The organism is Uliginosibacterium paludis, assembly GCF_039631355.1.
In the GTDB taxonomy this organism is placed as follows: domain Bacteria; phylum Pseudomonadota; class Gammaproteobacteria; order Burkholderiales; family Rhodocyclaceae; genus Uliginosibacterium; species Uliginosibacterium paludis.
Genome location: NZ_JBDIVF010000002.1, coordinates 684,958 through 711,510 on the forward strand (window position 1 = coordinate 684,958; position 26,553 = coordinate 711,510).

At 64.1% G+C, this 26,553-nt stretch carries 20 protein-coding genes and 1 tRNA gene; 9 read left to right on the forward strand and 12 right to left on the reverse strand.

Translation table 11 applies throughout. From position 1 onward, the window contains the following. Positions 1 to 41: 41 nt before the first annotated feature. From purH to ABDB87_RS08290, 8 genes are all read right to left on the reverse strand, one after another. On the reverse strand, positions 42 to 1,637 hold the full coding sequence (gene purH / locus ABDB87_RS08255) for a bifunctional phosphoribosylaminoimidazolecarboxamide formyltransferase/IMP cyclohydrolase (RefSeq protein WP_345925838.1): 1,596 nt from the start codon (positions 1,635 to 1,637) through the stop codon (positions 42 to 44). A gap of 45 nt (positions 1,638 to 1,682) precedes the next feature. Further along, entirely contained in the window at positions 1,683 to 1,919 is a 237-nt protein-coding gene (locus ABDB87_RS08260; RefSeq protein WP_345925840.1) for a helix-turn-helix domain-containing protein, read from the reverse strand. Continuing rightward, positions 1,916 to 2,947 carry a tRNA dihydrouridine synthase DusB gene (gene dusB / locus ABDB87_RS08265; RefSeq protein WP_345925842.1) on the reverse strand — a complete coding sequence of 344 codons (1,032 nt, stop codon included), beginning with the start codon at positions 2,945 to 2,947 and terminating at the stop codon, positions 1,916 to 1,918. Before dusB ends, ABDB87_RS08260 begins: the two co-directional genes overlap by 4 nt. A 195-nt stretch (positions 2,948 to 3,142) precedes the next feature. Next, positions 3,143 to 9,505, reverse strand: a complete 6,363-nt coding sequence (locus ABDB87_RS08270) for a FimL-related protein (RefSeq protein ID WP_345925844.1) — start codon at positions 9,503 to 9,505, stop codon at positions 3,143 to 3,145. Positions 9,506 to 9,602: 97 nt separating this feature from the next. Beyond that, positions 9,603 to 11,750 carry a methyl-accepting chemotaxis protein gene (locus tag ABDB87_RS08275; protein WP_345925847.1) on the reverse strand — a complete coding sequence of 716 codons (2,148 nt, stop codon included), beginning with the start codon at positions 11,748 to 11,750 and terminating at the stop codon, positions 9,603 to 9,605. Positions 11,751 to 11,841: 91 nt separating this feature from the next. Continuing rightward, positions 11,842 to 12,363: a chemotaxis protein CheW gene (locus ABDB87_RS08280; RefSeq protein ID WP_345925849.1), complete on the reverse strand. Its 522-nt coding sequence runs from the start codon at positions 12,361 to 12,363 to the stop codon at positions 11,842 to 11,844. Between the two features lie 22 nt (positions 12,364 to 12,385). After that, positions 12,386 to 12,751, reverse strand: coding sequence for a response regulator transcription factor (locus tag ABDB87_RS08285; RefSeq protein ID WP_345925850.1), 366 nt, complete (start codon positions 12,749 to 12,751; stop codon positions 12,386 to 12,388). Between the two features lie 26 nt (positions 12,752 to 12,777). Then, positions 12,778 to 13,143 carry a response regulator gene (locus ABDB87_RS08290; protein ID WP_345925852.1) on the reverse strand — a complete coding sequence of 122 codons (366 nt, stop codon included), beginning with the start codon at positions 13,141 to 13,143 and terminating at the stop codon, positions 12,778 to 12,780. Between the two features lie 353 nt (positions 13,144 to 13,496). Between ABDB87_RS08290 and thiD the strand changes: the two genes are divergently transcribed. The 3 genes from thiD to hemL are packed head-to-tail and all read left to right on the forward strand — an operon-like array spanning position 13,497 to position 16,188. Beyond that, entirely contained in the window at positions 13,497 to 14,270 is a 774-nt protein-coding gene (thiD, locus tag ABDB87_RS08295) for a bifunctional hydroxymethylpyrimidine kinase/phosphomethylpyrimidine kinase (protein WP_345925854.1), read from the forward strand. Then, positions 14,267 to 14,878 carry a thiamine phosphate synthase gene (thiE, locus tag ABDB87_RS08300; RefSeq protein WP_345925856.1) on the forward strand — a complete coding sequence of 204 codons (612 nt, stop codon included), beginning with the start codon at positions 14,267 to 14,269 and terminating at the stop codon, positions 14,876 to 14,878. The genes thiD and thiE overlap by 4 nt, the downstream gene beginning before the upstream one ends. Before the next feature lie 32 nt (positions 14,879 to 14,910). Beyond that, positions 14,911 to 16,188, forward strand: a complete 1,278-nt coding sequence (hemL, locus tag ABDB87_RS08305) for a glutamate-1-semialdehyde 2,1-aminomutase (protein ID WP_345925858.1) — start codon at positions 14,911 to 14,913, stop codon at positions 16,186 to 16,188. Between the two features lie 29 nt (positions 16,189 to 16,217). On the opposite strand, the gene ABDB87_RS08310 is transcribed toward hemL, so the two are convergent. Further along, a complete protein-coding gene (locus tag ABDB87_RS08310) occupies positions 16,218 to 17,117 on the reverse strand; it encodes a DMT family transporter (protein WP_345925860.1) in 900 nt (299 codons plus the stop codon). Between the two features lie 221 nt (positions 17,118 to 17,338). On the opposite strand from ABDB87_RS08310, the gene hemA reads away from it, so the two are divergent. The 5 genes from hemA to grxD all read left to right on the forward strand — a co-directional run bounded on the left by hemA (position 17,339) and on the right by grxD (position 21,831). Beyond that, a complete protein-coding gene (gene hemA / locus ABDB87_RS08315) occupies positions 17,339 to 18,616 on the forward strand; it encodes a glutamyl-tRNA reductase (RefSeq protein WP_345925862.1) in 1,278 nt (425 codons plus the stop codon). Further along, positions 18,613 to 19,695, forward strand: coding sequence for a peptide chain release factor 1 (gene prfA, locus ABDB87_RS08320; RefSeq protein WP_345925864.1), 1,083 nt, complete (start codon positions 18,613 to 18,615; stop codon positions 19,693 to 19,695). The genes hemA and prfA overlap by 4 nt, the downstream gene beginning before the upstream one ends. Positions 19,696 to 19,747: 52 nt before the next feature. Next, positions 19,748 to 20,587: a peptidylprolyl isomerase gene (locus ABDB87_RS08325; RefSeq protein ID WP_345925866.1), complete on the forward strand. Its 840-nt coding sequence runs from the start codon at positions 19,748 to 19,750 to the stop codon at positions 20,585 to 20,587. Further along, positions 20,584 to 21,414, forward strand: a complete 831-nt coding sequence (gene prmC / locus ABDB87_RS08330) for a peptide chain release factor N(5)-glutamine methyltransferase (protein WP_345925868.1) — start codon at positions 20,584 to 20,586, stop codon at positions 21,412 to 21,414. Before ABDB87_RS08325 ends, prmC begins: the two co-directional genes overlap by 4 nt. Positions 21,415 to 21,513: 99 nt before the next feature. Continuing rightward, positions 21,514 to 21,831, forward strand: a complete 318-nt coding sequence (gene grxD, locus ABDB87_RS08335; protein ID WP_345925870.1) for a Grx4 family monothiol glutaredoxin — start codon at positions 21,514 to 21,516, stop codon at positions 21,829 to 21,831. 64 nt (positions 21,832 to 21,895) lie between these two features. On the opposite strand, the gene ABDB87_RS08340 is transcribed toward grxD, so the two are convergent. Next, positions 21,896 to 22,306: a c-type cytochrome gene (locus tag ABDB87_RS08340; protein ID WP_345925872.1), complete on the reverse strand. Its 411-nt coding sequence runs from the start codon at positions 22,304 to 22,306 to the stop codon at positions 21,896 to 21,898. 124 nt (positions 22,307 to 22,430) lie between these two features. On the opposite strand from ABDB87_RS08340, the gene ABDB87_RS08345 reads away from it, so the two are divergent. Next, positions 22,431 to 22,507: transfer RNA gene (locus tag ABDB87_RS08345), tRNA-Arg, on the forward strand. Positions 22,508 to 22,608: 101 nt separating this feature from the next. Here ABDB87_RS08345 and ABDB87_RS08350 read toward each other — a convergent pair. Further along, complete coding sequence (locus ABDB87_RS08350) at positions 22,609 to 25,404, reverse strand: M16 family metallopeptidase (protein WP_345925874.1); 2,796 nt, start codon at positions 25,402 to 25,404, stop codon at positions 22,609 to 22,611. 123 nt (positions 25,405 to 25,527) lie between these two features. Then, complete coding sequence (locus ABDB87_RS08355; protein WP_345925876.1) at positions 25,528 to 26,514, reverse strand: family 43 glycosylhydrolase; 987 nt, start codon at positions 26,512 to 26,514, stop codon at positions 25,528 to 25,530. Positions 26,515 to 26,553: the final 39 nt, after the last annotated feature.

The window sequence follows — 26,553 nt, forward strand, 5'->3', positions numbered from 1 at the left end:
GGGGCGGGCGGACAGCCGGGCTGTCCGCAACCACTGCAGGATCAGTGACGGAAATGGCGGAAGCCGGTGAACACCATGGCGACGTTCTGCTCGTCGGCCGCGGCGATGACTTCCGCATCACGCATCGAGCCGCCCGGCTGGATCACGGCGGTCGCACCGGCCTGGGCCAGTACGTCGAGACCATCACGGAAGGGGAAGAAGGCATCGGACGCGACCACGCAGCCCGGGATCACCAGTCCGGCGTTCTCGGCCTTGATCTTCGCAATGCGCGCGGAATCCACGCGGCTCATCTGGCCGGCGCCGACGCCAACGGTCATGCCGTCACGGCAATACACGATGGCGTTGGACTTCACGTACTTGGCGACGCGCCAGGCGAAGAGCAGATCGGAGAGCTCCTTTGGCGTCGGCGCACGCTTGGTGACGACCTTCAGGTCGGCTTCGGTCAGCACGGCGTCGTCATAAGTCTGCACCAGCAGACCACCCGCCACGCGCTTGTAATCGGTCTGGCTGATCTTGCCGAGCGGGCAGGTCAGCACGCGCACGTTCTTCTTCACGGCCAGCAGTTCGAGCGCTTCGGCGGTGTAGGACGGGGCGATGCAGACTTCCATGAACTGACCGGAGATGGCTTCGGCCGTGGCCCTGTCGACTTCGGCATTGAAGGCAATGATGCCGCCGAAGGCCGAGGTCGGGTCGGTCGAGAACGCCTTGCGATAGGCTTCTTCCGCCGTCGCACCCAGCGCCACGCCGCAGGGGTTGGCATGCTTGACGATCACGCAGGCCACGGCTGCGGTGTCGAAGGCCTTCACGCATTCCCAGGCAGCGTCCGAATCAGCGATGTTGTTGTAGGAAAGCTCCTTGCCCTGCAGCTGGGTGTAGCTGCCGATGCCGCCGGCGGGGGAGGCGAGATCACGATAGAACGCGGCAGTCTGGTGCGGGTTCTCGCCGTAGCGCAGATCCTGAACCTTGTCGAACGCCAGTTGCAGCCGGGTGGGGTATTCGGCGCGTTCCGGTGCCGCCGCGTCGTCGAGCTTGTCTGCGTTCACCGCGGTCAGCCAGTTGGCGATGGCCGAGTCATAGCGGGCCGTGTGGGTGAAGGCCTTGCGAGCCAGCTCGAAGCGGGTCTTGTGGCTCAGCGTGCCGGCGTTGGACTTGAGCTCGGCGATGATGCCGGCATAGTCGGTCGGGTCGGTCACGATGCCGACGCCGCCGGCTTCATTGCCGTGGTTCTTTGCGGCCGCACGGACCATGGTCGGGCCGCCGATGTCGATGTTCTCGATTGCGTCGGCCAGCGTGCAACCGGCCTTGGCAACAGTGGCCTGGAAGGGGTAGAGATTCACCACCACCAGATCGATGCGCGGGATGTGATGCGCGTCGATGGTGTCCAGATGCTCCTTCATGTCGCGACGGGCAAGGATGCCGCCGTGCACCTTGGGGTGCAGGGTTTTCACGCGACCATCGAGCATTTCCGGAAAGCCGGTGTAGTCGCCGACGTCGGTGACGTCCAGGCCTGCATCGCGCAGAGCCTTGGCGGTACCGCCGGTGGACAGGAGTTCGACGCCGAGGGCGGCGAGTTCGCGTGCAAACTCGACGACGCCGGTCTTGTCGGAGACGCTCAGGAGGGCTTGGGTGACTTTCATGGCTTGACCTGGTTCGGGAATGACAGGGTAGAAAAGGCGGCGGGCTCAGAGCAGACCGTGATCGGTCAGCTTGCGTCGCAGGGTGTTGCGGGTGATGCCGAGGATCTCGGCAGCCTGGGTCTGGTTGTTGCCCACCCGACCCATGACGGATTCGAGCAGCGGACGCTCGACCTGGCGCATGACCATGTCATAGATGTTGGCAGGCTTCTCGCCATCAAGGTCGGCGAAGTAACGGTCGAGCGCGTAGCTGACGCTCTGGGCGATGTCGTTTTTCTTGTTCATGCTGCAAGGACTTCCATCCCGGCTGCGAGGCCGGGATCGTATTGCAGGCGCGGCGAGAGCCTGGCCTGGTGGTTGAAGAATTCGTCGAGCGCTTCGAATTGCCCGGCTTCGGTTTCGAGCTGGTTCATGTGCTGACGGAACGCATGCGAGCCGGCAATGCCGCGCGTATACCAGCCCAGATGCTTGCGGGCCACGCGTACGCCGGCAATCCCGCCATAGAAGGCATGCAGCTCCGCCAGATGACGGCGGCAGATGGCGTGAACCTCGGCGACTTCCGGCGGGGGCAGCTCTTCGCCGGTGGCAAGGTAGTGAGCGATCTCGCGGAAGATCCACGGTCTGCCCTGCGCTGCGCGGCCGATCATCACGCCGTCAGCCCCGGTGTATTCGAGAACGAATCTGGCCTTGCGCGGCGAATCGATATCGCCGTTCGCGATGACCGGGATGCCCGCTCGCGACTTCACCTCGGCGATCGTGTCGTATTCGGCTTCACCCATGTAGAGATCCGCGCGGGTGCGGCCGTGAATCGCGATGAGCCGGATGCCGGACTCTTCCGCGATGCGTGCGATCGTCGGCGCGTTGCGGTGCTCGCGATCCCAGCCGGTGCGGAACTTGAGGCTGACCGGGAGTTCGGGTACCGCGCTCACCACGGCCTCGAGGATGCGTGCCACCAGTTTCTCGTCGCGCATCAGGGCCGAGCCCGCCGCCACATTGCAGACCTTCTTGGCCGGGCAGCCCATGTTGATGTCGATGATCTGGGCGCCGTTGTCCGCATTGAACCGGGCCGCAGTTGCCATCATCGCCGGATCGGCTCCCGCGATCTGGACCGAAATCGGGCCTGTTTCGCCGCGATGGTCGGTGCGCCGGCGGGTCTTGTTGCTGGCGTAGAGCTGGGCGTTCGATGTGACCATCTCGGAGACTGCGATGTCCGCGCCGAGCTGCCGGCAGAGCTGCCTGAAGGGCCGGTCCGTGACGCCCGCCATGGGGGCGACGAACAGGCTGTTTTTCAACGGGACACCTGCGAATTCCATGGTACGGGGGAGGGAGATGAAAAGCGTGCGCGAAGGGACGAATTCTAGCGGATCAGGATTGAGAGGTGCTTACTTTTTGCGCAGCGCGAGGCACGAATATGTCACGGCAGCGGTCCGGATTTGCACGGCCCCCACAAAACAAAGCCGGCCCGCAGAGCGGGCCGGCCGGGTGTGCCGTTGCGCGGCAGCTGAGGCTCAGTTGCTGCGCTGGGCGGCGATGAAGCTGGTGATCAGTTCGAGCAACTGCTCTTCCTGATACGGCTTGCCGAGGTAGTGATTGACGCCGATTTCCATCGCGTAGTTGCGGTGCTTGTCGGCCATGCGCGAGGTGATCATGATGATCGGCACGTCCTTCAGGCGGGCATCTGCGCGCACGTTGCGGGCCAGATCGAAACCGTCCATGCGCGGCATTTCGATGTCCAGCAGCATGACGTCCGGCTTGTACTCGACGAGCTGTTCGAGCGCATCGACGCCGTCCTTCGCGGTGACCACCTGGAAGCCTTCGCGTTCGAGCAGGCGGCTGGTGATCTTGCGCACCGTGAGCGAATCGTCGACCACCATGATGGACGGGATCTTGGTCTGCTCCGCTTCGGTGTAAGCCGTATCGGCTGCCTGCGCTTCGCTTTCGGTACCGACCGTTGCGGTCTGGCGGGCCGCCAATGCAACCGGGTTCAGAATCAGCGAGATTTCACCGTCCGCCAGCACCGTGGCGCCGGAGTAACCCTGCAGACGCACGAACTGCGGGCCTGCGTTCTTGACCACGATTTCCTGGTTGCCACGCAGTTCGTCGATATGCACCGCCAGCGTCTGGTTGCCGGCGCGGACCAGCAGGACCCACTGGTAGCGAGCGGGCAGGGGCTGCGCATGCACATTGCCGAGGAGGCGCGGCAGATAGGTCAGCGGGTAGCGCGCTTCCTTCCAGTCGACATAGCCCTTGGCGCGAACTTCGGCGAGTGCGGCTTCCTTCAGCTCGAGTGCCTGCTCGACCATGTTCGACGGAATGGCATAGGTGCGCTCGCCCGAGCGCACCAGCAGCGCCTGGGTTACGGCCAGGGTCAGCGGCAGATGGATCAGGAAGCGCGAACCCTTGTTGGGCTCGGAGGCAATCTCGATGCGACCGCCGACCGACAGGGTTTCGTTCTTCACCACGTCCATGCCGACGCCGCGTCCGGCAACGCCGGACACGCTTTCTGCGGTGGAGAAGCCGGGTTCGAAAATCAGCTGGGTCAGGCGGTTTTCGTTGGGCTGCTCATCCGGACCGATCAGGCCGACAGCCTGACCACGTGCCAGGATGCGCGCATAGTCCAGGCCCTTGCCGTCGTCGGCGAGTTCCAGTGCGATTTCGTTGGAAAGCTGGGTCAGGCGCAGGGTGATCTGGCCGAACTCCGGCTTGCCTGCGGCCGAGCGCACTTCGGGCAGTTCGATGCCGTGAGCGATCGCGTTGCGCAGCAGGTGCTCCAGCGGTGCGGTCATGCGGTCGAGCACGCCGCGGTCGATTTCGATCGAGCCGCCCTGGATATCGAGGTTGGCGCGCTTGCCGAGTTCCTTTGCGGTCTGGCGGACGACGCGATACAGACGGTCGGAGAGTTCCTCGAAAGGCACCATCCGCACACCCATCAGCGCCTGCTGCAGATCGCGCGACAGACGACCCTGGGCATGCAATGCCGCGTCAGCGCCATCGAGGTTGCGCAGCAGGTTCTGCTGGATCGTGGTGACGTCACCTACCGACTCGGCCATCATCCGGGTCAGTTCCTGCAGGCGGGTGAAACGGTCGAACTCGAGCGGGTCGAAGTTGCCGCCGTGCTGGGCTTCGGCCTGCGCGATGCGGGACTGCATCTGCGATTCGGCCTGGATTTCGACTTCACGCAACTGGTTGCGCAGACGGATCACGTTTTCGGTCAGATCGAGCAGCGATCGGCGCAGCACGCGCAGTTCGCCTTCGATCCGGGTTCGCGCAATCGAAACTTCGCCGGCTTCGTTAACGAAGCGGTCGATCATGTCGGCCTTCACGCGCAGCGGTGCGCGCTGCTGCGGCTGCGCGGTTTCGAGGTCGTCGAAAACCGGGCTGGGCATGACGGCCGGGCTCAGTGCAGCGCTGACCGTTGCCGGTGCGACGGGCGCTTCGCTGACATTTGCGGTTGCGGCCGGAACAGCTTGCGGAGTTTCGACAAGCGCTTCCGCTTCGAGGCCGGCATCCTGTTCCGTCGTGACAGCGGGCGGATTTTTCAGTGCTTCGATCTGGCTGGCAATGTGATCCAGCCCATTCTCGAGTTCGTCGACCAGCGCGGCGCCGACGGCGTCCTGGCGCAGGCTGTCCTCGAGATGGCTTTCGATGTTGTGGATGTACTGACCCAGACGCATGGCGCCAGCCATCCGTGCGCTGCCCTTGAAGGTATGCAGATGACGAGCGAGGGCCTGCTGGGCTGCGGTGTCTGCCGGATCGGCGCGCATGTCGCGCAGTACGCCGGCAATCGCATCGCTGAGCTCTTCCGCTTCTTCGAAGAAGATGGGCAGCAGTTGTTCATCCAGCTCGTCATGCTGACCGACGGAGGATTCCTCCGGCGTCGGCATGCGCGCAATGGCTTCGGCGATTTCGGCATCGACGCGCAGCTCTTCGGGCGGAGCGACTTCCGGTGCTGCGGCCTCGGGTTCCGCTGCTTCCGCCGGAGCGTCTGCCGTGACCGGCTGGAGCTGACGCAGCTGCTCGATCAGATCGGGCGTTTCCAGCGGCATCACGTAGTGCACCACCTCGGCCAGCATGCCGTCGAGCGTCACGATTGCGGTGCCGAAAACATCGGTCTGCGCCGGGAGCGGCGGCGTATTCACGTCGGTGAAGCGGTGCAGCGCGTGCTCGAGTGCCTTGCCCAGGGCATAGGCGGATTCGATGCGGGCTGTTCCCGAGATGCCGGCCAGGGTGTGTGCGGCGCGCAAGGCGTCGATGGTCGGAACCCTCAGCGGATTGCCGGCCAGGCGGGTGTGCTCATCCAGCAGGTTATCGAGCAGCTGGCGCGCTTCGGCAATGTAGAGGTCATAAAGACCTCTCGACAGCACCTGGTCGCCAATGCTGACCTCCGCATCCGTGACGACTTCCGCCGCAGGCGCTTCGCTGACCGACACCGGACGCGGGGCACCAAGACTGCTCAGATTGATGATCGGCAGATCCACATGAGGATCCGAGTCATCAATGGCAATCTCGAACAACTCTTCTTCTGCAGGGGCTGCCGCTTCGGGGGCTTCAAATCCGGTGGGCGCTGCCGGCTCCGCTTGAGTCGGCACTTCAGAAATGCCGGCCGCATCGAGCGCTTCGGCTTCGTCGGTGAGGACGGGCAGGCTTTCGTCGGCCTCCGCCGTGACCGGTGCGAGCAGCTCGGTGAGGGCGGATTCGTCAGGCTGCACGGAAGCGTCTGCGGCGCTGGTCTCTTCGGCGGATGTGTCGGGCGCGAGGCTGGCGAGCTCCAGGGGCGCCACCGCTTCCGGCGGCACTTCACTGTCGATCTCGATCGGCGCAAGCAGGTCTTCGGCCGGCAGGACCTCTTCCGCCTCCGGCTCGCTCACGGCGAGGTTGGTGGCCGTCAGGTCGATTTCCGTTTCGGCGTCGTCCAGCAGGAGCTCATCGAGGTCGCCACCGGTCATGGACGCGGTCAGGTCGATCTCGACCGGAGCTTCTTCAGCGGGCTGGGCTTCAACAGCAGCCGCCTCGGACTGTGTATCGATGCTGAGGGCGCTGCTGCCGGATTCCGAGACCGCCATTTCGGTGTCGAGGTCATCCAGGTCGAATTCCAGATCGAGCGAATCGAGGGACTGCTCGACCGGCGGTACAAAGCGCCCGGCTTGCTGACTGGCGGCTTCATCGCCGGCCTGCTCGCCGAATTCTTCGCTGAAGGCGCGCAGGGCATCGCCTTCGAAGTCCGTCGCGGCCAGATCGACGACCATGTCCTGATGCTCGCCGGAGGAGATCGAAGCCAGGTCGAGTTCAAGCAGGGTGCTGGTCAGGTCCAGTTCGGAGTCGCCCTGAGCGGCCTCTTCAACCAGTTCCTGGGATTCGGAGGATACGAATACCGGCGCGAGCGTTGTCTTGAGCAGGGAGCTTTCAGCGCTGGCTGCCGGCGTCAAAACGGGTGCGGCAGGGGCTGGCGGGGCGCTGATTGCGGATTCGTCCGCCGGAGCGTCCATCGATGCCAGAACAGCCTGGGCCTCGGCGATCAGTGCATCGGCATCCCTGTACAGGGAACCGCCGGCCTGGAGTTGCTCGACCCAGGCACCGAAGGTCAGGCAGCCGTTGTCGATCATCGAGATGAGGCTCGCGTCCGCGCTACGTTCCATCTGCAGCCAGCGGTTCATGGCCATCTCGACGTGGCGGGCGGCTTCAGAGAAGTCGACCAGTCCGACCATGCGGCTGGAGCCCTTCAGGGTGTGATAACCGCGACGCACGGTCGTGAGCGCATCGACGTCATGCGGAGCGCCGATGATCTTGTTGCGGTTCTCGGCAATGGTTGCGAGTACTTCGACGGCTTCCTCGAGGAAGATCTCGAGCAGTTCCGCGTCGACCTCCTGCTCGCTGGCCTCAAGCAGGCGAGCGGTGCTTTCGGAGGGCGCAGGCGAAGCCGGTGCTGCCGGGGCGGCGAAGGCCTGAACGAGTTTTTCCTGGTCTGCTTCACCCGATTTCAGGCTGGCCAGTGCTTCCCGGGCCTTCTGTTCGAGGTCTGCATCAGCGACCAGCTGGGCGTCTTCCCGGATCGATTCGAGACTGCTGACGAGCTGCTGGCGCAGGCCTTCGTCTTCCGGCGCTTCGCGCAGGGCCTCGACCAGATTGTGGGTTTCCCGGGTTTCACGTTCGAGCTGGGCTTCGACGGTGTTCTGGACGGCGCTGACAACTTCTTCTTCAACGAGGGTTGCGGCCGGATTCAGAAATCGCTCGAGGCGGGCTGAACCCGACCTCAGTGCCTCCACGTAAAAGCCCAGGGCGGAGAGCTGGTGCGCAAGGGCATCGAACTCTTCCTGACTGGGTACATCATCCTGGGCCGCAAATCGCGAAATTTCGGCTGCGCTGCGCGTCACGAGTTCGACGGCCTGCATGTCGCCCAGGACCGCGAACGCGCCTTCGATCTGCTTGAGCGGGCCGGCCAGTGCGGCGAGACCGTCGCGCTGGGCCGGGTTGCGGAAGAAGCTGTCCAGGCTCTGCTCGATCTGCCCCAGATTGGTCATCACCTCCCGGGCGAGCTGATTAAAGAACTGGCGCTCCTGCGCACGCCGCGATGCTTCGCCGAAGGGCGAGGCGTCCAGCTCCATGACGGCGTCGCCCCTTACGCGGGCGCTGAACTGGTTGCACAAGAGATCGACCTGACGGCGCAGCAGCGCCGGGTCGGCATTCGGGGATTCACAGGCCTGCTCGATGACCAGCAGGCTGGTCGCGACTTCCATCGAGAAGTCGTCATTGAGTCGCAGGGGATCTGCACGCAGCCAGGTCACTGCTTCGGCGAGGCCTTCCAGCAGGCGATCCACCTGCGAGATGCGCATCGGCTCGATGCGTTGCAGCAGCTCGGCCAGCTGCTCCTGGAACTGGGGCAGCGCCACGGCAGAACCGGCGCAGAACCGGTTCCAGGATTCCTTTGCCTGCTCAAGCGATTCGCGAACCTTGAGTGCGAAGGGCTGACGCAGGGTGTCGGACAGTTCCACGTCAGACGGTGGCAGGACGCGATCCAGACCGTAGGTCTGGCGAACTGCGCGGGCGTGTTCGGAATCGAACCCGGACGTTGCCACGAAATACAGCACATCGCGGACCAGACGATCCGCGACGATCTGCGAGCCTTCCATCAAGCGGCGCATCTGCGTGTCAATGCGGCGGCAGAGCCGCTGGGCCGGACGATCGGCCGGAATGGCCTGGAGCGTCAGGCCTTCGAAGAAGGCAATGGATGCCCACCAGAACGCGCGCGTGGCGGGCAGCGACTGGATCTGCTCGATGCGATGAACCGCGGAGAGCATTTCCATCGGGCCGGCGGTGTCCTGCGGCTTGCGGATCCAGTTCAGCAGGCCCTTCTCGAAACGGCCACGCAGCACGCGCAGCTCATGTGCGGCGCGTTCCGGTGCGATGCTTTCCGACTTGTCGAGCTGCGGACGCACGCTGAGGTCGGGGAAGAAGAGCTCGGAGGGCTGCGGCGCATCCGCGCCGCGTGCTTTCGCGAGATCGGTGTAGGCCGGCAGCAGGCGGAGCGGCTGGTGCGGGGCGCCGGCGGAAACTTCATTGACATAGTTGCCAAGCATGCCCACGCAGCGGATGCTCAGTGCGACATTTTCGGGGGTGCTGCCGATTTCGCCTGAAGCCATGCCGGACAGCAGCTTGTCGATGGCTTCCGCAAACTGGGAAACCCCGTCAAGGCCAACGATGGAGAGTGCCCCGCTTGCCTGGTGAACGTGACTTTGTGCGAATCGCAGCGGCTCGCGCTGTGACGGGTCGGCCAGAACTTCTTCCAGGCGCTCCCGGGCTGAATTCAGGGCCGTGTCAATCTCGCCTTTCACCCAAGTCAGGGGCGCGACATCAAACTCGTTGCTAGGGCTCATCTATTGCCTCTTCTTGAGACTCGGCTCAACCGCCTCGACCCGGTCATCAGACCGGGGGGCGCGGTACGGGCGGTATCGTGACCGCCCCCTGTATGGATCAGACCTTGAAGCCCGACACCGAACCCTTCAGTTCGACTGCCAGGTCGGCCAGCTGACCGATAGACACCGCGGACTGCTGGGTGCCGCGGGTGGTGGATTCATTGATCGAGAGAATGCCGCGCATGGCTTCCGACACCTCGGTTGCCACGTTGGCCTGACGCTGCGTATCGGAGGAGATCTTCTCAACCAGGGTTGCCATTTCCACCGACACGTCGCCGATCTCGGACAGAGCCTGACCGGCCGCGTCAGACAGCTTGGCTCCTTCCACCACACCACGGGTCGAGTTTTCCATAGCGGCCACGGCATCGCCCGTATCCGTCTGAATGGTCTTCACGATCGCCGCGATCTGCTTCGTTGCTTCGGCGGAGCGTTCTGCGAGGCGTTGCACTTCTTCCGCAACCACCGTGAAGCCGCGACCGGCTTCACCGGCGGATGCGGCCTGAATGGCGGCGTTCAGAGCCAGAACGTTCGTCTGTTCGGTAATGTCGGAAATCAGTTCCACGATTTCACCGATCTCCTGCGAGGATTCGCCGAGGCGCTTGATCCGCTTCGAGGTTTCCTGGATCTGCTCGCGGATTTCGTTCATGCCCTTGATGGAGTTCTGCACAGCGTCCGCACCCTTGCGCGCGGCTTCCAGCGAGCGGCGTGCCACCTGTGCGGTCTGGAGTGCGGAGCCGGAAACGGCGGTCATCGAGCGGGCCATTTCCTGCACCTGCGAACCGGCCTGGGTAATTTCACGCGACTGGCGCTCGGAAGCGTCGAGCAGTTCGCCCGAGAGGCGCTGGGCGGATTCGGTTGCGATCGTCACGCGACCGGCCGCGTCGTTAATCCGGCGTACCAGCACCGAGAGTTCTTCAATCGTGTAGTTCACTGAGTCGGCGATGGCGCCCGTCACGTCTTCGGTCACGGTTGCGCGGATCGTCAAGTCACCGTCAGCCAGGTCACCCATTTCGTTCATCAGACGCAGAATGGCCTGCTGGGTGTTGTTCTTGTCGGTTTCAGCCTCGACGCGCTGGCGATCGGCTTCGTCACGACGCAGGGCTAAGTCGTTGTTATAGACCCAGACCAGCAGCACCAGCGCGATCAGCGCCAGCGGACCGGAAATCAGCAGACCGATCAGGAAGATGTTGAAGCCGGTGAACGCCTTGCTGTAAGCGACTTTCAGTTCGTCGATCGCGGTCAGCAGCTTGCTGGAACCGTCAAAAATCGAGATGCCGGCGTGCTTGGCGGTCAGCAGCGGCTGAACGTTGGCCAGGATACCGCCGACGGCGATCTGGTGCTTGGTGCCGTAGAGCTTGAGGTTTTCGTACTTCTGGCCGGCGTCACCGCCTTCCATGCCTTCGCCGATCTGCTCCAGCAGTTCGTCAAAGCTGTTGGAGTCACGACCGAGCAGGAAGATCACTTCCGGGTCCACAGTGTCCGCAGCCAGCAGCGCGTTGGCGTTCTTTGCCATCCGCTGCGAGAGCATCACGATCTGGTTTGAGGTTTCGATATCACGGGCGGAACCGCGCGATTCGAGTTTCAGACGGGCCACCTGCTCGGCAAAGTCGAGCAGCTGGGCGTTGTTGTTGTTGATGTTGCTGACCGCGGTACCCAGACGTGCGATCTGGACCTGCTGACCGATAACGTCCAGTGCTTCCTTGTTCAGCTTGGTCCACAGTTCGGTCACTGCCTTGAGCTGGGGCTGAACGGCACCGGGAGAGCCCGGGATGCCGGTCCCGTCGATTTCTCCGCCGTCCGTGATCGCTTTCAGCGTGGCTTCGAAGTTTTCACGGCTTTCCTTCAGTTCGGAGAAGCCGGTACGTCCGCCGGTCACGGCGAGCTGTGCGGCTTTTGCCAGTGTCTGGGAGAGCGTACCCATCTGACCCGCTGCGGACACGAAAGCCGTTCCCTGACGTGCGGACCTGAGCTGGAAGAAGGTCAGGGCCACGACGATCACGACCAGCACACCGAAAATCGTGCCGAGAATCCGCATCTGTTCGTTCAGCGGTCGCGAGCCGATGACCGGCAGCGAGAACCGTCTGCCCGAGGCAGAATCCGATGCGGAACGCTCTACGACCGTTGCGCGGGCGTCCATTTCTGTGGAGTCCGACAGAGCGGACTTGGCCTTGAAACGATTCAGGAAGCCGGGGAGATTCAGTGCCATTCGTATGCTCCGATTGGTGCGGGCGTGTGGAGATTCGGTCTTGATTGAGGCGATTCCTCAGGAAAGCGGGATCGCCGGCTCGGTTGGTTGATCAGCGCAAATCCGCCCCTGCATCGAGGAAACGGGTGTCGGACAACAGGGGGCGGATGATCAGCTTCTTCCAGAGACGGTTCTGGCTGTCGCGCAGGGCGCCGCCGATCCAGGGTCTGGTGTCGGTGAAGGTTTCATCCACATCGAAATCATCGGGGTTGCGCAAACCCAGCGCCCGCGACACCAGCAGGGCGGTATGCAGGCCGTGCTTGGTGCCGATCAGCATCATCCGCGAGTCATTGGTCAGCGGTGGCAGGGGGTCGCCGCTGAAGGCCGCGAGATCGACCACACTGAACAGGTTGCCGCGAACGTTTGCGAGTCCGCGGAACCAGTTCCGGGTCAGCGGGACTTCCGTGAGGCTGGGGGCTGCAATGATTTCACCGGCATCCGACAGGTCGACCAGCCAGTTCTCGCTGCCCGCCGTGACGGCCAGCAAGGCCGACCGGCGACCCGAGTTGCTCATCTCGGCGAGCCGTTTGGTCAGATCCTGTTGAAACTCCCGCAGGCTGATGCGCTTGGCCATTCAACAGATCCTTTTAGTGATGTCAGCCGATTGCCTGGATCTTGCGGAGCAAGCCGTCGAGGTCGAGCGGCTTGGTCATGTAGTCGAAGGCACCCTGGCGCATGCCCCAGATCTTGTCTGTTTCCTGATCCTTGCTGGTGGTCATGATGATCGGGATGTGGCGGGTGGTTTCCTCGCGCGAAATCGTGCGCGTGGCCTGATAGCCGTTGATGCCGGGCATGACGACATCCATCAGGATCAGGTCGGGAATTTCGGCCTTGGCCTTGATCACGCCTTCTTCGCCGTTGTCGGCGGTGACGACCGAATAACCCTGCTTGGACAGGAATTCGATCAGCGCGAAACGTTCGGTGGGGGAGTCATCGACGACCAGGATTTTCTTGATAGCCATGGGGGAAACCTCTAGCAGTGGATAGGTCAGCGTTGCCCGCGGGTCGCCATGTGCAACGACACGGCTTTCAGCAGGCTGTCTTTTGTAAAGGGCTTGGTAAGGTACTCGTCCGATCCGACCATGCGGCCGCGGGCGCGATCAAACAGGCCGTCCTTGGACGAGAGCATGATCACCGGCGTTCCGGAGAATTTCGGATTTTTCTTGATGAGTGCACAGGTCTGATAGCCATCCAGACGCGGCATCATGATGTCCACAAAGATCAGGTCGGGAAGGTGATCGGCGATTTTCGACAGGGCATCGAAACCATCCTCTGCGAGCAAGACCTGATAGCCCGCCTGGGCGAGAAAGATCTCAGCGCTACGGCGGATGGTGTTGCTGTCATCAATCACCATGACTTTTGTTCCCGAGACTTCAGCTCGTTCTGCCAACGCTAAACTCCTCTCAACCCTTTCCGTGACGAGCCTGCAGACTGTCGTCGTGACATCTGACTGCGGTCATTCGATATGCATTTTCCGCGCGCATGCTGCAAAACACTATAGCAAGTTTGCTGTAGCACTGTGCCCTGCAGGGCGCATGATGTTACAGCTGGCATGATTTGTGTAGCAAATATACAGCCTGAGCGCGCTGCAGCCGGCTTTCGCCTGCCGGAGCTTCTCTGGTAATCGGTTAAAATCAGCCGGACCTTTACCGCATTTTGTTTGACATGCCCAATCTGCCTGCGCCGCGCGTCCTTTTGAGTTTTTCCATGTCCGACCCCACTGCCGGTGGAGGCGTACAGGCAGACCTGCTGACAGCCGCTGCTCTGGGCGTCTATCCATTATCAGTGCTGACCGGCTATTCCGTGCAGGACAGTTCCCGGATCGAGGCCAGCCAGCCGATGGATGGCGATTGGGTGGCCGATCAGGCGCGCGCATTGCTTGAAGATATTCCGGTTCACGCATTCAAGGTGGGCGGTCTGGGCTGTGCCGAAAACGCAGCTGAAGTCGCTGATATCCTGACCGATTATCCCGAATTGCCGGTGGTCTGCTGTCCGAGTTTGCCCGCATTCACCGACCAGATGGCTGAAGAGGAGATGATCGGCGCCTTGTGCGAGCTGCTCGTGCCGCTCAGCACCGTGCTGGTTCTGGATGGCGAACTTGCCCTGAGGCTGGTCAGCGACGAGGAAGAGCAGCAGGACAGCGTCCTGACCGGTTCCGAATGCGCACGGCGGCTGATCGAGTTCGGCGCGTCGAATGTTCTGCTGACCGGTGCGAGTCAGCCCGGCCCCCAGCTCGTGAATACGCTTCATGGTGAAGGCGGAGTGCTGCGCACCGATGCCTGGGAACGGCTGGGCGGCGGCCTGCGGGGGTTTGACGACACGCTTTCGGCTGCGCTGGCAGCCTTCCTGGCGCAGGGCATGGAGCTCTCTGCCGCGGCGCATGCCGCTCAGGCCTACACCTGGCAGACCTTGTCGCAGAGCTGGCGTCTGGGCATGGGACACAACCTGCCTAACCGCTGGTGCGACTGGGCCAAGTCATGAGGGACGGGCTTTATCTCGTCACTCCGGACCTGGCCGACACCGCGCGCCTGCTGGCGATCAGTGGCGCCGCGATCCAGGGGGGCGCGCGGATCCTGCAGTATCGCAACAAGACGGCTGACGAAGCGCTCCGCCACGAACAGGCGCGCGCCTTGCGCGAACTCACCCGCGCGCTGGACTGCGTCTTCATCGTCAATGACAGTCTGGCGCTGGCGCTGGCTGCGGAAGCTGATGGCGTACATCTCGGTCGCGACGATGGTGACGTTTCCGAAGTGCGCCGGGCCAGTGGCGGCCGTCTGCTGACGGGGGTGTCCTGCTACGGGGATTTCGAGCGTGCGCGTGCGGCGCACCAGGCGGGCGCCGACTATGTGGCCTTCGGCGCCATGTACGCGTCGCCGACCAAGCCTGCCGCGCCGCCGGCACCCCTGGCGCTTGTCGGGCGCGCGCGGCGCGAACTCGGTGCCCGCGTCGCCTGCATCGGCGGCATCACCGCAGACAATGCCCGGCCGCTGGTCGAAGCGGGGGCCAACTGGCTCGCCGTCATCACCGACATTTACCAATCCGGAGATCCCGGGGCGCAGGCCGCGCGCTTTGCTGCGCTATATGCCTGACCCGAACTCCCGCTCACCCGGTTTTCATCGAAATGTCCAAGAATGCTGAACTCTTCGAACGCGCACAGCGTTCAATTCCCGGCGGCGTGAATTCGCCGGTTCGTGCCTTCCGCTCGGTGGGCGGTACGCCCCGCTTCCTGACCCGCGCCCAGGGGGCCTACACCTGGGATGCCGATGGCAAGCAATATGTAGACTATGTCGGATCCTGGGGGCCGGCGATTCTCGGCCATGCCCATCCCGAAGTCGTCGAGGCGGTGCAGCGTGCAGCCCTTGACGGACTTTCCTTCGGCGCACCGACCGAGCGCGAGATCGAAATGGCCGAGTTGCTGATCGGGCTGCTGCCGTCGATCGAGATGGTGCGACTGGTGTCATCGGGCACCGAAGCCACGATGAGTGCCATCCGGCTGGCGCGCGGTTTTACCGGGCGCGATGCCATCGTCAAGTTCGAGGGCTGCTACCACGGCCATGCCGACAGCCTGCTGGTGAAGGCCGGCTCGGGGCTGCTGACCTTCGGCAACCCGTCCTCGGGCGGCGTGCCGGCAGACTTCGCGAAGCACACCCTCGTCCTCGATTACAACAGCATCCCCGCGCTGGAAGAATGCTTTGCCGCGCGCGGCAGCGAGATCGCCTGCGTGATCATCGAGCCGGTAGCCGGCAACATGAACCTGGTGCGCCCCTCGCAGGCCTATATGGATCGCCTTCGCGCGCTCTGCACCGAGCATGGCGTGGTACTGATCTTCGATGAGGTCATGACCGGCTTCCGCGTCGGCCTGCAGGGTGTGCAGGGGCTCTACAACATCACCCCGGATCTGACCACGCTGGGCAAGATCATCGGTGGCGGCATGCCCGTGGGCGCCTTTGGCGGCAAGCGCGAGATCATGGAGAAGATCGCGCCGCTGGGCACGGTGTACCAGGCCGGTACGCTGTCGGGAAGCCCGGTGGCTGTGGCGGCCGGCCTGGCTACCTTGCGTCTCATCCGCCAGCCCGGCTTCTACGAAGCGCTGTCGGCACGGACGGCTGCGTTTGCGGCAGGCATTGCTTCGGCTGCCGCGAAGCACGGCGTCGCATTCTCGGCCCAGGCCGTTGGCGCGATGTTCGGCCTGTATTTCAGCCCGGCGTTGCCGCAGAGCTTTGCCGACGTCATGGCATCGGACCGCGAGCGCTTCAACCGTTTCTTCCATCTGATGCTGGAGGCAGGCCATTACCTGGCGCCCTCGGCTTTCGAGGCCGGCTTTGTCTCGGCTGCGCATTCCGATACGGATATTGCGGCCACGCTGGCGGCGGCAGAGGACGCGTTCAGGCAGCTCTGAGCCGCTGCCGGAGGGCGCCGCGCACGCCTTCAGTTGGGCACATGGGGGTGCCCGGCGCCCTGATGCGGTCGGCTCGGCCATTGCGAGACGATCATCGCGACGATGATCAGCACGCCTCCCGCGATGGCGCGCGGCCCGAACGCTTCATGCAGCCACCAGGCGGCAAAGAGCGCTGCGAAAAAAGGCTCCAGAGCATAGATCAGGGCGGCCTGCACCGCGCTCGCGCGTGCTTGCGCCCAGGTCTGCAGGATCAGCGAAAAGGCGCTGCAGATCAGACCCAGATAAAGCAGCTCCAGCCATACCTTGCCGGTACCAGCGAGCATGGCCGGATAGGCCGCACCCCAGTGCAGCCATTCGCCTGCAATCCAGAGCGGTGAGAGCGCCGCCATCATGACGGCCTGGGCACCGGCCAGCGACAGGGCCGGATGGCGCGGCGAAAACCGCTCCATGGCCAGCACGTAGAAGGCAAAGGCAATGGCGCAGCCGAAGGTGAGCGTGTCGCCCAGCCAGCCCGAGCTCTGCTCGTAACTCATGATCACGATGCCCAGACCGGCCAGGGCGGTCGCGATCCAGACCTTGCCTCCGATACGGCCGCCCAGCAGCGGCATCATCAGCGGCACCATGATCACGTTGAGTGCCGTAATGAAGGCATTGCGGCCCGCGCTCATGAAGGTCAGCCCGAGCACCTGCAGCACGAAGCTCAGGAACAGTGGCGTGGCGAGCAGGGCGGCGTCGCGCCAGAGCCTGCGGTCGCGCCATCGGATGAAAGGGGCCAGCGCCAGCGCGCCGAGTGCCCAGCGCACGCCCACCATCATGCCGGCCGGCATCTGTTGCGAAACGGCTTTCATGGCGGGAAAGGTGGTGCCCCAGGTCAGGGTGACAACGATGAGGGCGAGACAGGCAAACAGCGTGGTGCGGGAAGAGGTCATCAGGTCGTGCGCCGTTGCGTACCGGGGTACGCCGAGGTGGCGAAGTATGCCACGGCCGCTTCCGCATCCAGCCCTGCGCATTCCGCGCTGCGGGCTTTCCCGCGCCGGACAGGGCCCCGCCCGATGCTACAATCCACACGATTCCGCGACGGGCCGGTGCTGCCGGCCCGCGTCGCTTCAAGGTTCATCTCCCTGCCTGTTGGCAGCGTTCCCGCCCCACGATGCCTCTTTTCGCTTTCGGTCTGAATCACCACTCGGCACCCGTTGCGATCCGGGAGCGCGTGGCATTTCCGCCCGGCAGCCTCGTCGAGGCCCTGCAGGGGCTGGTCAGCGAAGGCGTCGCGAGCGAGGCGGCACTGCTCTCGACCTGCAACCGTACCGAGCTCTACTGCAACACCGGCACGCCTGAAGCCGCGGCGGACTGGCTGGCACGGACGCGCAGCCTCGATCTGCCCGACATCTCGCCCTATCTCTACACGCTGCCGGAGCAGGACGCCGTGGCGCACGCCTTCCGCGTCGCGAGCGGGCTGGATTCCATGGTGCTGGGCGAGCCGCAGATCCTCGGTCAGCTGAAAGACGCGGCACGCATGGCGGAGTCCGCCGGGACGCTCGGGCCCCAGTTGCACAAGCTCTTCCAGCACAGTTTCGCGGTGGCCAAGGAAGTCCGCACGAGCACGGCCATCGGCGCCAATATCGTGTCGATGGCCGCGGCAGCGGTGCATCTGGCAGCGCGCATTTTCGAGCGCATGAGCGACACGAAAGTCCTCTTTGTCGGCGCGGGCGAGATGATTGAACTCTGCGCCGCCCATTTTGCGGGCAGCCAGCCTGCGCGAATCAGCATTGCCAACCGGACGCTGGCGCGCGCCGAGACACTCGCGGCGCGCGTGCGGGCGGACGTACTGCCGCTCGAAGCGCTGGCCGACGTATTGCACGCGTATGACGTCGTCGTGAGCTGCACCGGCAGCCCGCTGCCGCTGATTGGCCGTGGCATGGTGGAGCGCGCGCTCAAGGCGCGCCGGCGCAAGCCCATGGTCATGGTGGATCTGGCCGTGCCGCGGGACATCGAACCGGAAGTTTCGCAGCTGTCCGACGTCTTCCTCTACACCGTGGATGATCTGGCCCAGATCGTCAGCAGCGGCATGGAATCGCGCCAGGCCGCGGTCCAGGAGGCCGAAGCGATCATCCGCACGCGGGTCGACGGCTTCCGGCAATGGCTCGACAGTCGTGACGCCGTGCCCACGATCCGCTTGCTGCGGGAGCAGGCGGAGACACGACGGCAGGCCGAACTGACGCGCGCACGGCGTATGCTTGCGCGCGGCGATGATCCGGCCGAGGTGCTCGAGGCACTCAGCCAGGCGCTGACCAACAAGATGCTGCACGGGCCGGTCAGCTTCCTGAACCAGGCCGACGTGGATGTGGCCTCGGCGGTCGGCGCCGTGCGCCGCGTATTCCAGCTCGAAGAAACAGGGGGCGATTTGCCGCCCGCACAGGATTCATGAAACCAGGTATCCGCGCCAGACTCGAACAACTTGCCTTCCGGCTCGAAGAGCTTGATGGCCTGCTCGCGAGCGAGACGATCACGCAGAACATCGACCAGTTCCGCAAGCTCAGTCGCGAGCATGCCGAGATCACGCCGGTGGTCGCGCTGTGGCTGCGCTTCCTGCAGGCCGAGGCCGACGAAGGCAGTGCCCGCGAGATGCTGGCGGATCCGGAGATGAAGGAATTCGCCCAGCTCGAGCTTGACGCGGCACGCGCGGCACAGGCCGGCATCGAGCACGAATTGCAGCTTGCGCTGCTGCCGAAAGACCCCAATGACGAGCGCAATCTTTTCCTCGAAATCCGCGCCGGCACCGGCGGTGACGAGGCGGCGCTGTTCGCGGGAGACCTCCTGCGCATGTACACCCGCTATGCCGAGCGCCAGGGCTGGAAGGTCGAGCTGGTCTCGGTCAGCGAATCCGATCTGGGCGGTTACAAGGAAGTCATCGCGCGGGTGGTGGGAGCCGGCGCGTTCTCGCGCTTGAAGTTCGAGTCGGGCGGTCATCGCGTGCAGCGTGTTCCGGTGACCGAAACGCAGGGCCGGATCCATACCTCGGCCTGCACCGTTGCGGTGATGCCGGAGGCTGACGAGCTGGCCGAAGTGAGCATCAATCCCGCCGACCTCCGCATCGACACTTTCCGGGCGTCGGGCGCGGGCGGCCAGCACATCAACAAGACCGATTCCGCGGTGCGCATCACGCACCTGCCGACCGGCCTCGTCGTCGAATGCCAGGATGATCGCTCCCAGCACCGCAACAAGGCGCAGGCCATGAGCGTGCTGGCGGCGCGCATCCAGGACGCGCAGTTGCGCGAGCAGCAGCAGAAGGAAGCGGCCACGCGCAAGAGTCTTGTCGGCAGTGGTGATCGTTCCGAGCGCATCCGCACTTACAATTTCCCCCAGGGCCGGATTACCGACCACCGCATCAACCTCACGCTCTACAAGCTTGATGCGGCCATGGAAGGCGAAATCGGCGAACTCGTCGACGCACTCGTCACCGAGCATCAGACCGAGCTGCTCGCTCAGCTCACACAGGAAGACTGAACCCGGGCGCAGGCCCGACACTCTCACCGGATTGAATCGACAGGAGACAGAAGTGACGCATTCCCTCAAGGCAGGTGTGGCAGCGGTTCTGGCAGTGCTGGCACTGGCCGCATGCGGTGACAAGGCGCCCTCAGGCGACGTGCTGGTCAAGGTAGACGGCAAGGCCATCACCGCCGAGACGCTGGACTGGCTGCTCAAGGAGCAGGTGCCGGCCGGCACGCCGATCGATGACGCGCTGCGCGCCAAGGCCCGCGAACACCTGATCCAGCGCGAGGTGCTGCTGGAGGCCGCCCGCAAGGCCGGGCTGGACAAGGATCCCGCTGTGAAGCAGCGCATGGACTACATCCGTGACGAGCAGCTCGTGAATGCCTACATCAAGGACTGGCTCGCCAAGAACCCGGTCAGCGATGACAAGGTCAAGGCCGAGTATGACAAGCGCACGGGCGAGTCTGCCCAGATGGAATATCACGCGCGCCATATCCTGGTCGAGAAGGAAGACGACGCCAAGGCCATCATCGCCAAGCTCGACAAGGGCGCGAAGTTTGCTGATCTGGCCAAGGCCTCCAAGGATCCCGGCAGTGCCGCGACCGGTGGCGACCTGGGCTGGGCCGATCCCGCCACCTTCGTGCCCGAGTTTGCAGCGGCACTCAAGTCGCTCGAAAAGGGCAAGTACACTGCCGCGCCGGTGAAGAGCCAGTTCGGTTATCACGTGATCCTGCTGGAAGACACCCGCAAGCCCTCGCCGCCGCCGCTGGAATCCATCAAGGCACAGCTCCAGCAAGCCATGCAGCAGGAAGCCCTCGGCAACTACATCAAGGAGCTCGTCGGCAAGGCCAAGCTTGAAGAAGGCAAGGCCGCAGCAGCAGAGCCCAAACCGGCTGCCTCGCAATGAGCTCCCTGCCTGCAAGCCTGGGAGAAGCACTTGCCCGGGCACGCGGGCGGGTCGAGCAGGGGGATGCCCGCATCCTCCTGCGCGAAGCCAGTGGTGCAACTGCAGCGCAGCTGATCGCCTTTCAGGAGCGCCCGCTCGCGCCTGCGGCGGCCCTGCGCTACATGGAGTGGCTGGATCGTCGCGCCAAGGGTGAGCCGGTGGCTCACATCCTGGGCGAGCGCGAGTTCTACGGCCGCAGTTTCCGGGTGAATGCGGCCACGCTCATTCCGCGGCCTGAAACCGAGCTGCTGGTCGAGCTCGCCCTGCATTTCCTGGGCGAGCGGACCCGGCCCGGCAGCCTGCTGGATCTGGGCACGGGCAGCGGGGCGATTGCCATCAGCGTGGCCCTGGAGTCGCCAGCCACCACGGTGACGGCCTGCGACTTCTCGCCCTCCGCGCTGGATGTGGCGCAGGCCAACGCGATGGCGCTCGGCGCACCGGTACGCTTCGTTTCCGGCAGCTGGTTCGGCCCGCTGGAAGGCGAGCGCTTCGACTGCATCGTGAGCAATCCGCCCTACATCGCCGAGGGCGATCCGCATCTCTCGACGGGCGACCTGCGCTACGAGCCGCTCACCGCACTGGCCTCGGGGCGTGACGGACTCAACGACATCCGCAAGATCATTGCCGCCGCGCCGCGACACCTCAATCCCGGCGCATGGCTGCTGCTCGAGCACGGTTATAACCAGGCCGGCCAGGTCAGCGATCTGCTCGAAGACGCCGGTTTCAACGCCATCCAGTCCTGGCGTGACCTGGCCGGAATCGAGCGCGTCAGCGGCGGTTATCTCTGAACTCCTGCCGCGCAGAGGCTTTGCGCGGAGCGACTAATCCGATAAAGTTGCTCGGGTATTTGACAGATGAGCGCCGACCCCGCGCGCAGGAGAACCCCAATGAGCACCGTCCAAGACCGCATCCACGAAACCGTGACCGGCAGCCCCGTCGTCCTCTACATGAAGGGCACCCCCACCTTCCCGCAATGCGGTTTTTCATCCGCGGCCGCCCAGATGCTCAAGGCATGTGGCGTGACCGACTATGTGGCCGTGAATGTGCTGGCTGACGACGAAGTCCGCCAGGGCATCAAGGAATACGCCAACTGGCCGACCATTCCCCAGCTCTACATCAAGGGTGAGTTCGTCGGCGGCAGCGACATCATGAAAGAGATGTTCCAGTCCGGCGAACTGCATAAAATGCTCGACGCCGCCCGCTGAGTCCAAGGCTCAACGGCATGAAAAAAGGCGACCTGCGGGTCGCCTTTTCTTTTGCTGCTGTGGCTTACTTGGCCTGCTTGACCAGCAAGGCCACCGCGGCCTTGACTTCGTCATCCGACAGGGCCGGGTTGCCCCCCTTGGCCGGCATCGCCCCCTTGCCCTGCAAGGCATGCTGAACCAGCGTATCCATGCCCTGTGCAATCCGCGGAGCCCAGGCGGCCTTGTCGCCGATCTTGGGCGCGCCTGCCGCACCCGTGCCATGACAGGCGCTGCAGACCTGGGCCACGATGTCTTCGGCCGACTTCGGACCGGTGCTCTCCGCGACCGGCGCCGGGGCTGCCATTTCAACGCGTGCAACCGGCTGGATCAGCTCCGCAGTCTTCTCTTCATCGACCTTGCCCTTGCTGCAGGCTAGCAACAGCGAAGCGATGCCCAGCGCCAGGACGGGCAGGGACAGACGCGAGACCTTGTTCATGGGTAAGTCCTCAGGTTTTCCGGGTGAGCGCAGATTATAACGAGCTTGAACGCGTTGAAAGCAGGGATATTACCCGGGGGCTGGGCCAAGTGCCGGCTTGCATGTACAATTGCGGCCTCTCCGCGCATCCGTAGCTCAGCTGGATAGAGTACTGCCCTCCGAAGGCAGGGGTCGGACGTTCGAATCGTCTCGGATGCGCCACTTGTCCTTTTCCGGACAAGTCTGTTTTTCCCATCTTCCCCCGTCGTTTTTCCTTGTCCTCACCGGGACGGCGTCCGGCCGCGTCTCTCGCGTTCCCGCGTTCATTTTGCGCCCGCGACCCGGGCGAAATCGCCTGCCACCACGAAGGTGAAGCGCGCCGGGTCCAGGTATTGGCGGATGACGGCATTGAGCTGCTCGGGCGTTACCGCTTCAAGTTGCTGTTCGACACCGGCTTGCCAGCCCATGTCGCGCTCCAGCCAAAGATTGGTCGACAGCATGCGGGCGAGATTGGCATCGTTGCTGCGAGCGAGTCGCCGCTGTTCGAGCAGGCCTTTGCGTGCGTCACGCAATTCCGTTTTGCTGACGCCTTCCGAGACGAGGCGGGCCAGCTCGTCCTGCACGGCTCCGAGCAGGCGCTCACGGTTTTCCGGCGCGAAGCTGGCACTGATCGTCAGCACGCCGGAGGCGCTTTTTTCATGCAGATTGAGCGTGCTGTTGATGGTGTAGCTGATCCCTTCCTTTTGCCGGACCCGGTTGGCCAGGCGGCTGGAGAGCCCGCTCCCGCCCAGGATGGCGTTCATGAGTTCCAGCGCCGGCATGTCCGGCGAAGCTTCGCCCAGCGGGAGATTCAGGATTCCCACCAGGCGGGCATTGGCCTTGTCCGGCGTTTCCAGCTGCAGGCTGGCCGGGGTATTGGCGAACCAGGGCAGGGGCAGGTTCGCGGAGGGCTTTTGGGCGCGCCAGTCGCCGAACAGTTCCGCGAGCTGCTGGCGAACGGCTTGCTCATCAAAGTCGCCAACCAGCGAGAACTGCGCATCCTGGGCGCCGAGAAAATTGCGGTGCAGGCTGGTCAGATCACGGACGCTGGTGCTGCGCAGGCCGGCCATGCTTTCGTTGATGCTGGGCCGGTAGCGCAGATCCTGCTCAGGATAGGGACTGCCCTGGCGTGCTGCTTCCAGAGGCGCCAGGGCATCGGGCTCGCGTCGCACTGCCTCGAGCGCCGCAAGCTGCTGGGCGCGCAGGACATCGAACTCCTTTCCGGGGAAATCAGGCTGTCGCAGGATCTCGGCGAGCAGCGGAAGGAACTCGGAAAGCGACTCACGCCGGCTCTCGAAATTGACGATCAGGCTGTTGTACCAGGTGCCGATACTCACCTGGCTGTGGGCGGCGTGCAGGCGTTCGGCGACGCGTTCGCGGTCCGCCCCGTTCGTGCCTCGCATGAGCATGACCGCCATCAGACGGATCTGTTCGCGCTGACCTGCGAGGGATTGCTCGTCACCCATTCGCAGCACGATGCGGCCGGAGACGGTCTCACCGCGATTCTTCTTGGCGAGGAGCGCAAGCCTGGCGCCATTGTCGAGCATGTATCGAGTGGTGCGCTGCTCGATATTGGCCGGCGTCGGATCGAAGGCTTCGCCGCTTTCCAGAGCCTTGCGCCCGGTGTAGTTGGCCAGCGCCTCATCCGGCCTGGCCTCGGCCGGCATTTGCACGCGATCAGGCGTGTCTTCCGGAATGAACTGGCCGACCGAGCGGTTCGAGGCCTTGAGGTAAGTGGCGGCCACACGCTGCACATCGGCCGCACTGACGGCGGCGATCTGGTCACGCCGCAGGAAGAGCAGGCGCCAGTCACCCAGCGCGACGGATTCCGACAGGCTGATGCCAAGCGCCTGCGGATTGGCGATCAGACGGTCGAAGGCATTGGCATGGGCAGTCTGAACCCGTTGCATCTCGGCGGGAGACGGGGGGCTGGTGCGCACGGCATCGATGATGTCGAACACGCGCTGGCGGACCTCCCCGGCAGCGACCTGCTTGCCGAAGAGGGCCTGGACGATGAAGTAACCGGGCTCCGCGAGCGCCATCGCGCCGGCGCCGACGTAGGTCAGCTTGCCGGTGTCCACCAGCGCCTTGTTCAGACGCCCACCGGGCGAACTGGCCAGCACACTGCCCAGCACATCCAGCGCCGCCAGATCGGGGTGGGCACCGTTCGGCACATGGTAGATTGCGGTCAGAACCTGCTGATCCCCTGCGCGGCGAAGCGTGGTCGTGCGTTCGCCTTCCTGAGGGGGTTCGCGCGTCCAGGTCGGCTCCAGCGTGCGGCTCGGGCGCGGAATGGCGCCAAAGCGTTGCTGGATGCGCGCCAGCGCGTCAGCGGTGTCGAACTTTCCGGTGAGGATCAGGACGGCGTTGTCCGGCTGGTAGTACTTGCGATAGAAGGTCTGCAGGCGTTCTATGACAACGTTCTCGACATCCGAACGGGCGCCGATCGTGCTCTTGCCATAGTTGTGCCACTGGAAGGCCAGCCCCGTCACCTGCTTGCGCAGCGTACTGACCGGGCTGTTTTCGCCGCGTTCCATTTCGTTGCGCACGACGCTCATCTCGCTGTCGAGATCACTCCGGGCGATGAAGGAATTGACCATCCGGTCCGCTTCCATCGTCAGCGCCCAGTCGAGATTCTCATCCCCGGCGGTGAAGGTCTCGAAGTAATTGGTGCGGTCGAAGGCTGTCGTGCCGTTGAACTGCATGCCCCGCTGCTTGAGCCCGGCCGTCAGCGCGCCGCCGGGCAGCGAGGGCGTGCCCTTGAAGAGCAGATGCTCCAGCAGATGGGCCATGCCGGTCTCGCCATAACCCTCATGACGCGAGCCGACCAGATAGGTGATGTTGAGCGTGGTGGTCGGCTTGCTGCTGTCAGGTGCGAGCAGGATCCTCAGGCCATTGGCGAGCCGGTATTCGGTGATGCCTTCCAGACTGCGTACCGGAAGGGCTGCCGGCCCGGGCGCAGGCCTGGCTTCTGCAGCCGGGACTGTTTTCTCCGCCGTTTTCCTCGACGGCGTGGCGGCCAGGGCCGCCTGAACGAGGAGCGTGGGGAACAGCAGGCACAGCAGAAGGCGAGCGGTCATGGTGGCTGGCGGAGGTGGCAGGCGAAGGCCGCCGGATGGCGGCCTGTCTGCAAGGATATTACTCCGTCATGTCATCGGGATGACGACATGGCCGCCATCCCGAAACATGCATGCGAACCGTGCTCAGGGCTTTGCAGCGGTGCGTGCGGCGAAGTCGCTCACGCCTTCGCGGGTGCGCTGGACCTTGCGGATGCTGCCGTCCTCATTGAACGCCAGATACTCTGCAGCGACATGGCGTTGCCGCTTGCCGCAAGTGGAGTCGGGGGTGTCGAGCCAGCGATGGTAGAAGAGGATCCACTGACCCTTGTACTCGACGATGGAGTGATGGTTGTTGCTGGCGTTTTCCTCATCCATGAACACGCCCCTGTAGGTCCACGGACCCTTCGGCGATCGGGCGGTGTAATAGCTCAGCACCCGATTGCCTTCCGGCATCGTGAAGTAGTAGAGGCCCTGACGCTTGAAGACCCAGGGGCCTTCCATCTTCGGCTCGTAGCCACCCATGTCCATTTTCTGCAGCGGCGCCTTCAGGCCGCGCATGTCATCGGCCATTTCAGCGACGCTGTAGTCGGCGCCCACCGCGTGAGCATAGAGATACACCTTGCCATCGTCATCGATGAAGAGCGCCGGATCGTTGGCGTAGGGCGTGCGCCACAGCGGGCCGCCGATCATGTCCTTGAAAGGTCCGGTGGGGGAATCACTTTCGGCAATGCCGATGCCCATCCACTTGGTACTGAGCTTCGGATTCTCGCGGTTCTTCTCGCCATTGCCGGCGGGAAACACGAGGTAGTACTTGCCGTTGCGATAAGCCGCATCCGGCGCCCAGGCGTAGTTGTCTGCCCAGGCGAGATCCTTCACCGAGAGCACTGCGCCGTGGTTCTGCCAGTGAACGAGATCGGAAGACGAGAAGGCGTACCAGTCCTTCATGAAGAAGTCGGGCTGGCACTCCTCGTCATGCGAGGTGTAGAGATACATTTTGCCGTCCGGCCAGACGTGGCCGGAAGGGTCGGCAGTGTGCAGGCCGGTGCCGAGGTCGAGCGGATTGGCGGCGGAGCAGGGCAGGGAGGCGAGGAGAAAGCCGGCCGTGGCGGCCAGCAGGGTGAGTGTTTTCATGTGAGGCGATCATCGGGGTGCAGCCCGGGCGGAGCCGGA

Coding starts and splice junctions, on each gene's coding strand:
- prmC (WP_345925868.1), top strand. CDS start 20,584: ATGAGCTCCCTGCCTGCAAGCCTGGGAGAAGCACTTGCCCGGGCACGC.
- thiE (WP_345925856.1), top strand. CDS start 14,267: ATGAGGGACGGGCTTTATCTCGTCACTCCGGACCTGGCCGACACCGCG.
- ABDB87_RS08275 (WP_345925847.1), bottom strand. CDS start 11,750: ATGGCACTGAATCTCCCCGGCTTCCTGAATCGTTTCAAGGCCAAGTCC.
- ABDB87_RS08355 (WP_345925876.1), bottom strand. CDS start 26,514: ATGAAAACACTCACCCTGCTGGCCGCCACGGCCGGCTTTCTCCTCGCC.
- hemL (WP_345925858.1), top strand. CDS start 14,911: ATGTCCAAGAATGCTGAACTCTTCGAACGCGCACAGCGTTCAATTCCC.
- dusB (WP_345925842.1), bottom strand. CDS start 2,947: ATGGAATTCGCAGGTGTCCCGTTGAAAAACAGCCTGTTCGTCGCCCCC.
- purH (WP_345925838.1), bottom strand. CDS start 1,637: ATGAAAGTCACCCAAGCCCTCCTGAGCGTCTCCGACAAGACCGGCGTC.
- prfA (WP_345925864.1), top strand. CDS start 18,613: ATGAAACCAGGTATCCGCGCCAGACTCGAACAACTTGCCTTCCGGCTC.
- ABDB87_RS08290 (WP_345925852.1), bottom strand. CDS start 13,143: ATGGTGATTGATGACAGCAACACCATCCGCCGTAGCGCTGAGATCTTT.
- ABDB87_RS08270 (WP_345925844.1), bottom strand. CDS start 9,505: ATGAGCCCTAGCAACGAGTTTGATGTCGCGCCCCTGACTTGGGTGAAA.
- ABDB87_RS08280 (WP_345925849.1), bottom strand. CDS start 12,363: ATGGCCAAGCGCATCAGCCTGCGGGAGTTTCAACAGGATCTGACCAAA.
- ABDB87_RS08285 (WP_345925850.1), bottom strand. CDS start 12,751: ATGGCTATCAAGAAAATCCTGGTCGTCGATGACTCCCCCACCGAACGT.
- ABDB87_RS08310 (WP_345925860.1), bottom strand. CDS start 17,117: ATGACCTCTTCCCGCACCACGCTGTTTGCCTGTCTCGCCCTCATCGTT.
- ABDB87_RS08350 (WP_345925874.1), bottom strand. CDS start 25,404: ATGACCGCTCGCCTTCTGCTGTGCCTGCTGTTCCCCACGCTCCTCGTT.
- thiD (WP_345925854.1), top strand. CDS start 13,497: ATGTCCGACCCCACTGCCGGTGGAGGCGTACAGGCAGACCTGCTGACA.
- ABDB87_RS08340 (WP_345925872.1), bottom strand. CDS start 22,306: ATGAACAAGGTCTCGCGTCTGTCCCTGCCCGTCCTGGCGCTGGGCATC.
- grxD (WP_345925870.1), top strand. CDS start 21,514: ATGAGCACCGTCCAAGACCGCATCCACGAAACCGTGACCGGCAGCCCC.
- ABDB87_RS08260 (WP_345925840.1), bottom strand. CDS start 1,919: ATGAACAAGAAAAACGACATCGCCCAGAGCGTCAGCTACGCGCTCGAC.
- hemA (WP_345925862.1), top strand. CDS start 17,339: ATGCCTCTTTTCGCTTTCGGTCTGAATCACCACTCGGCACCCGTTGCG.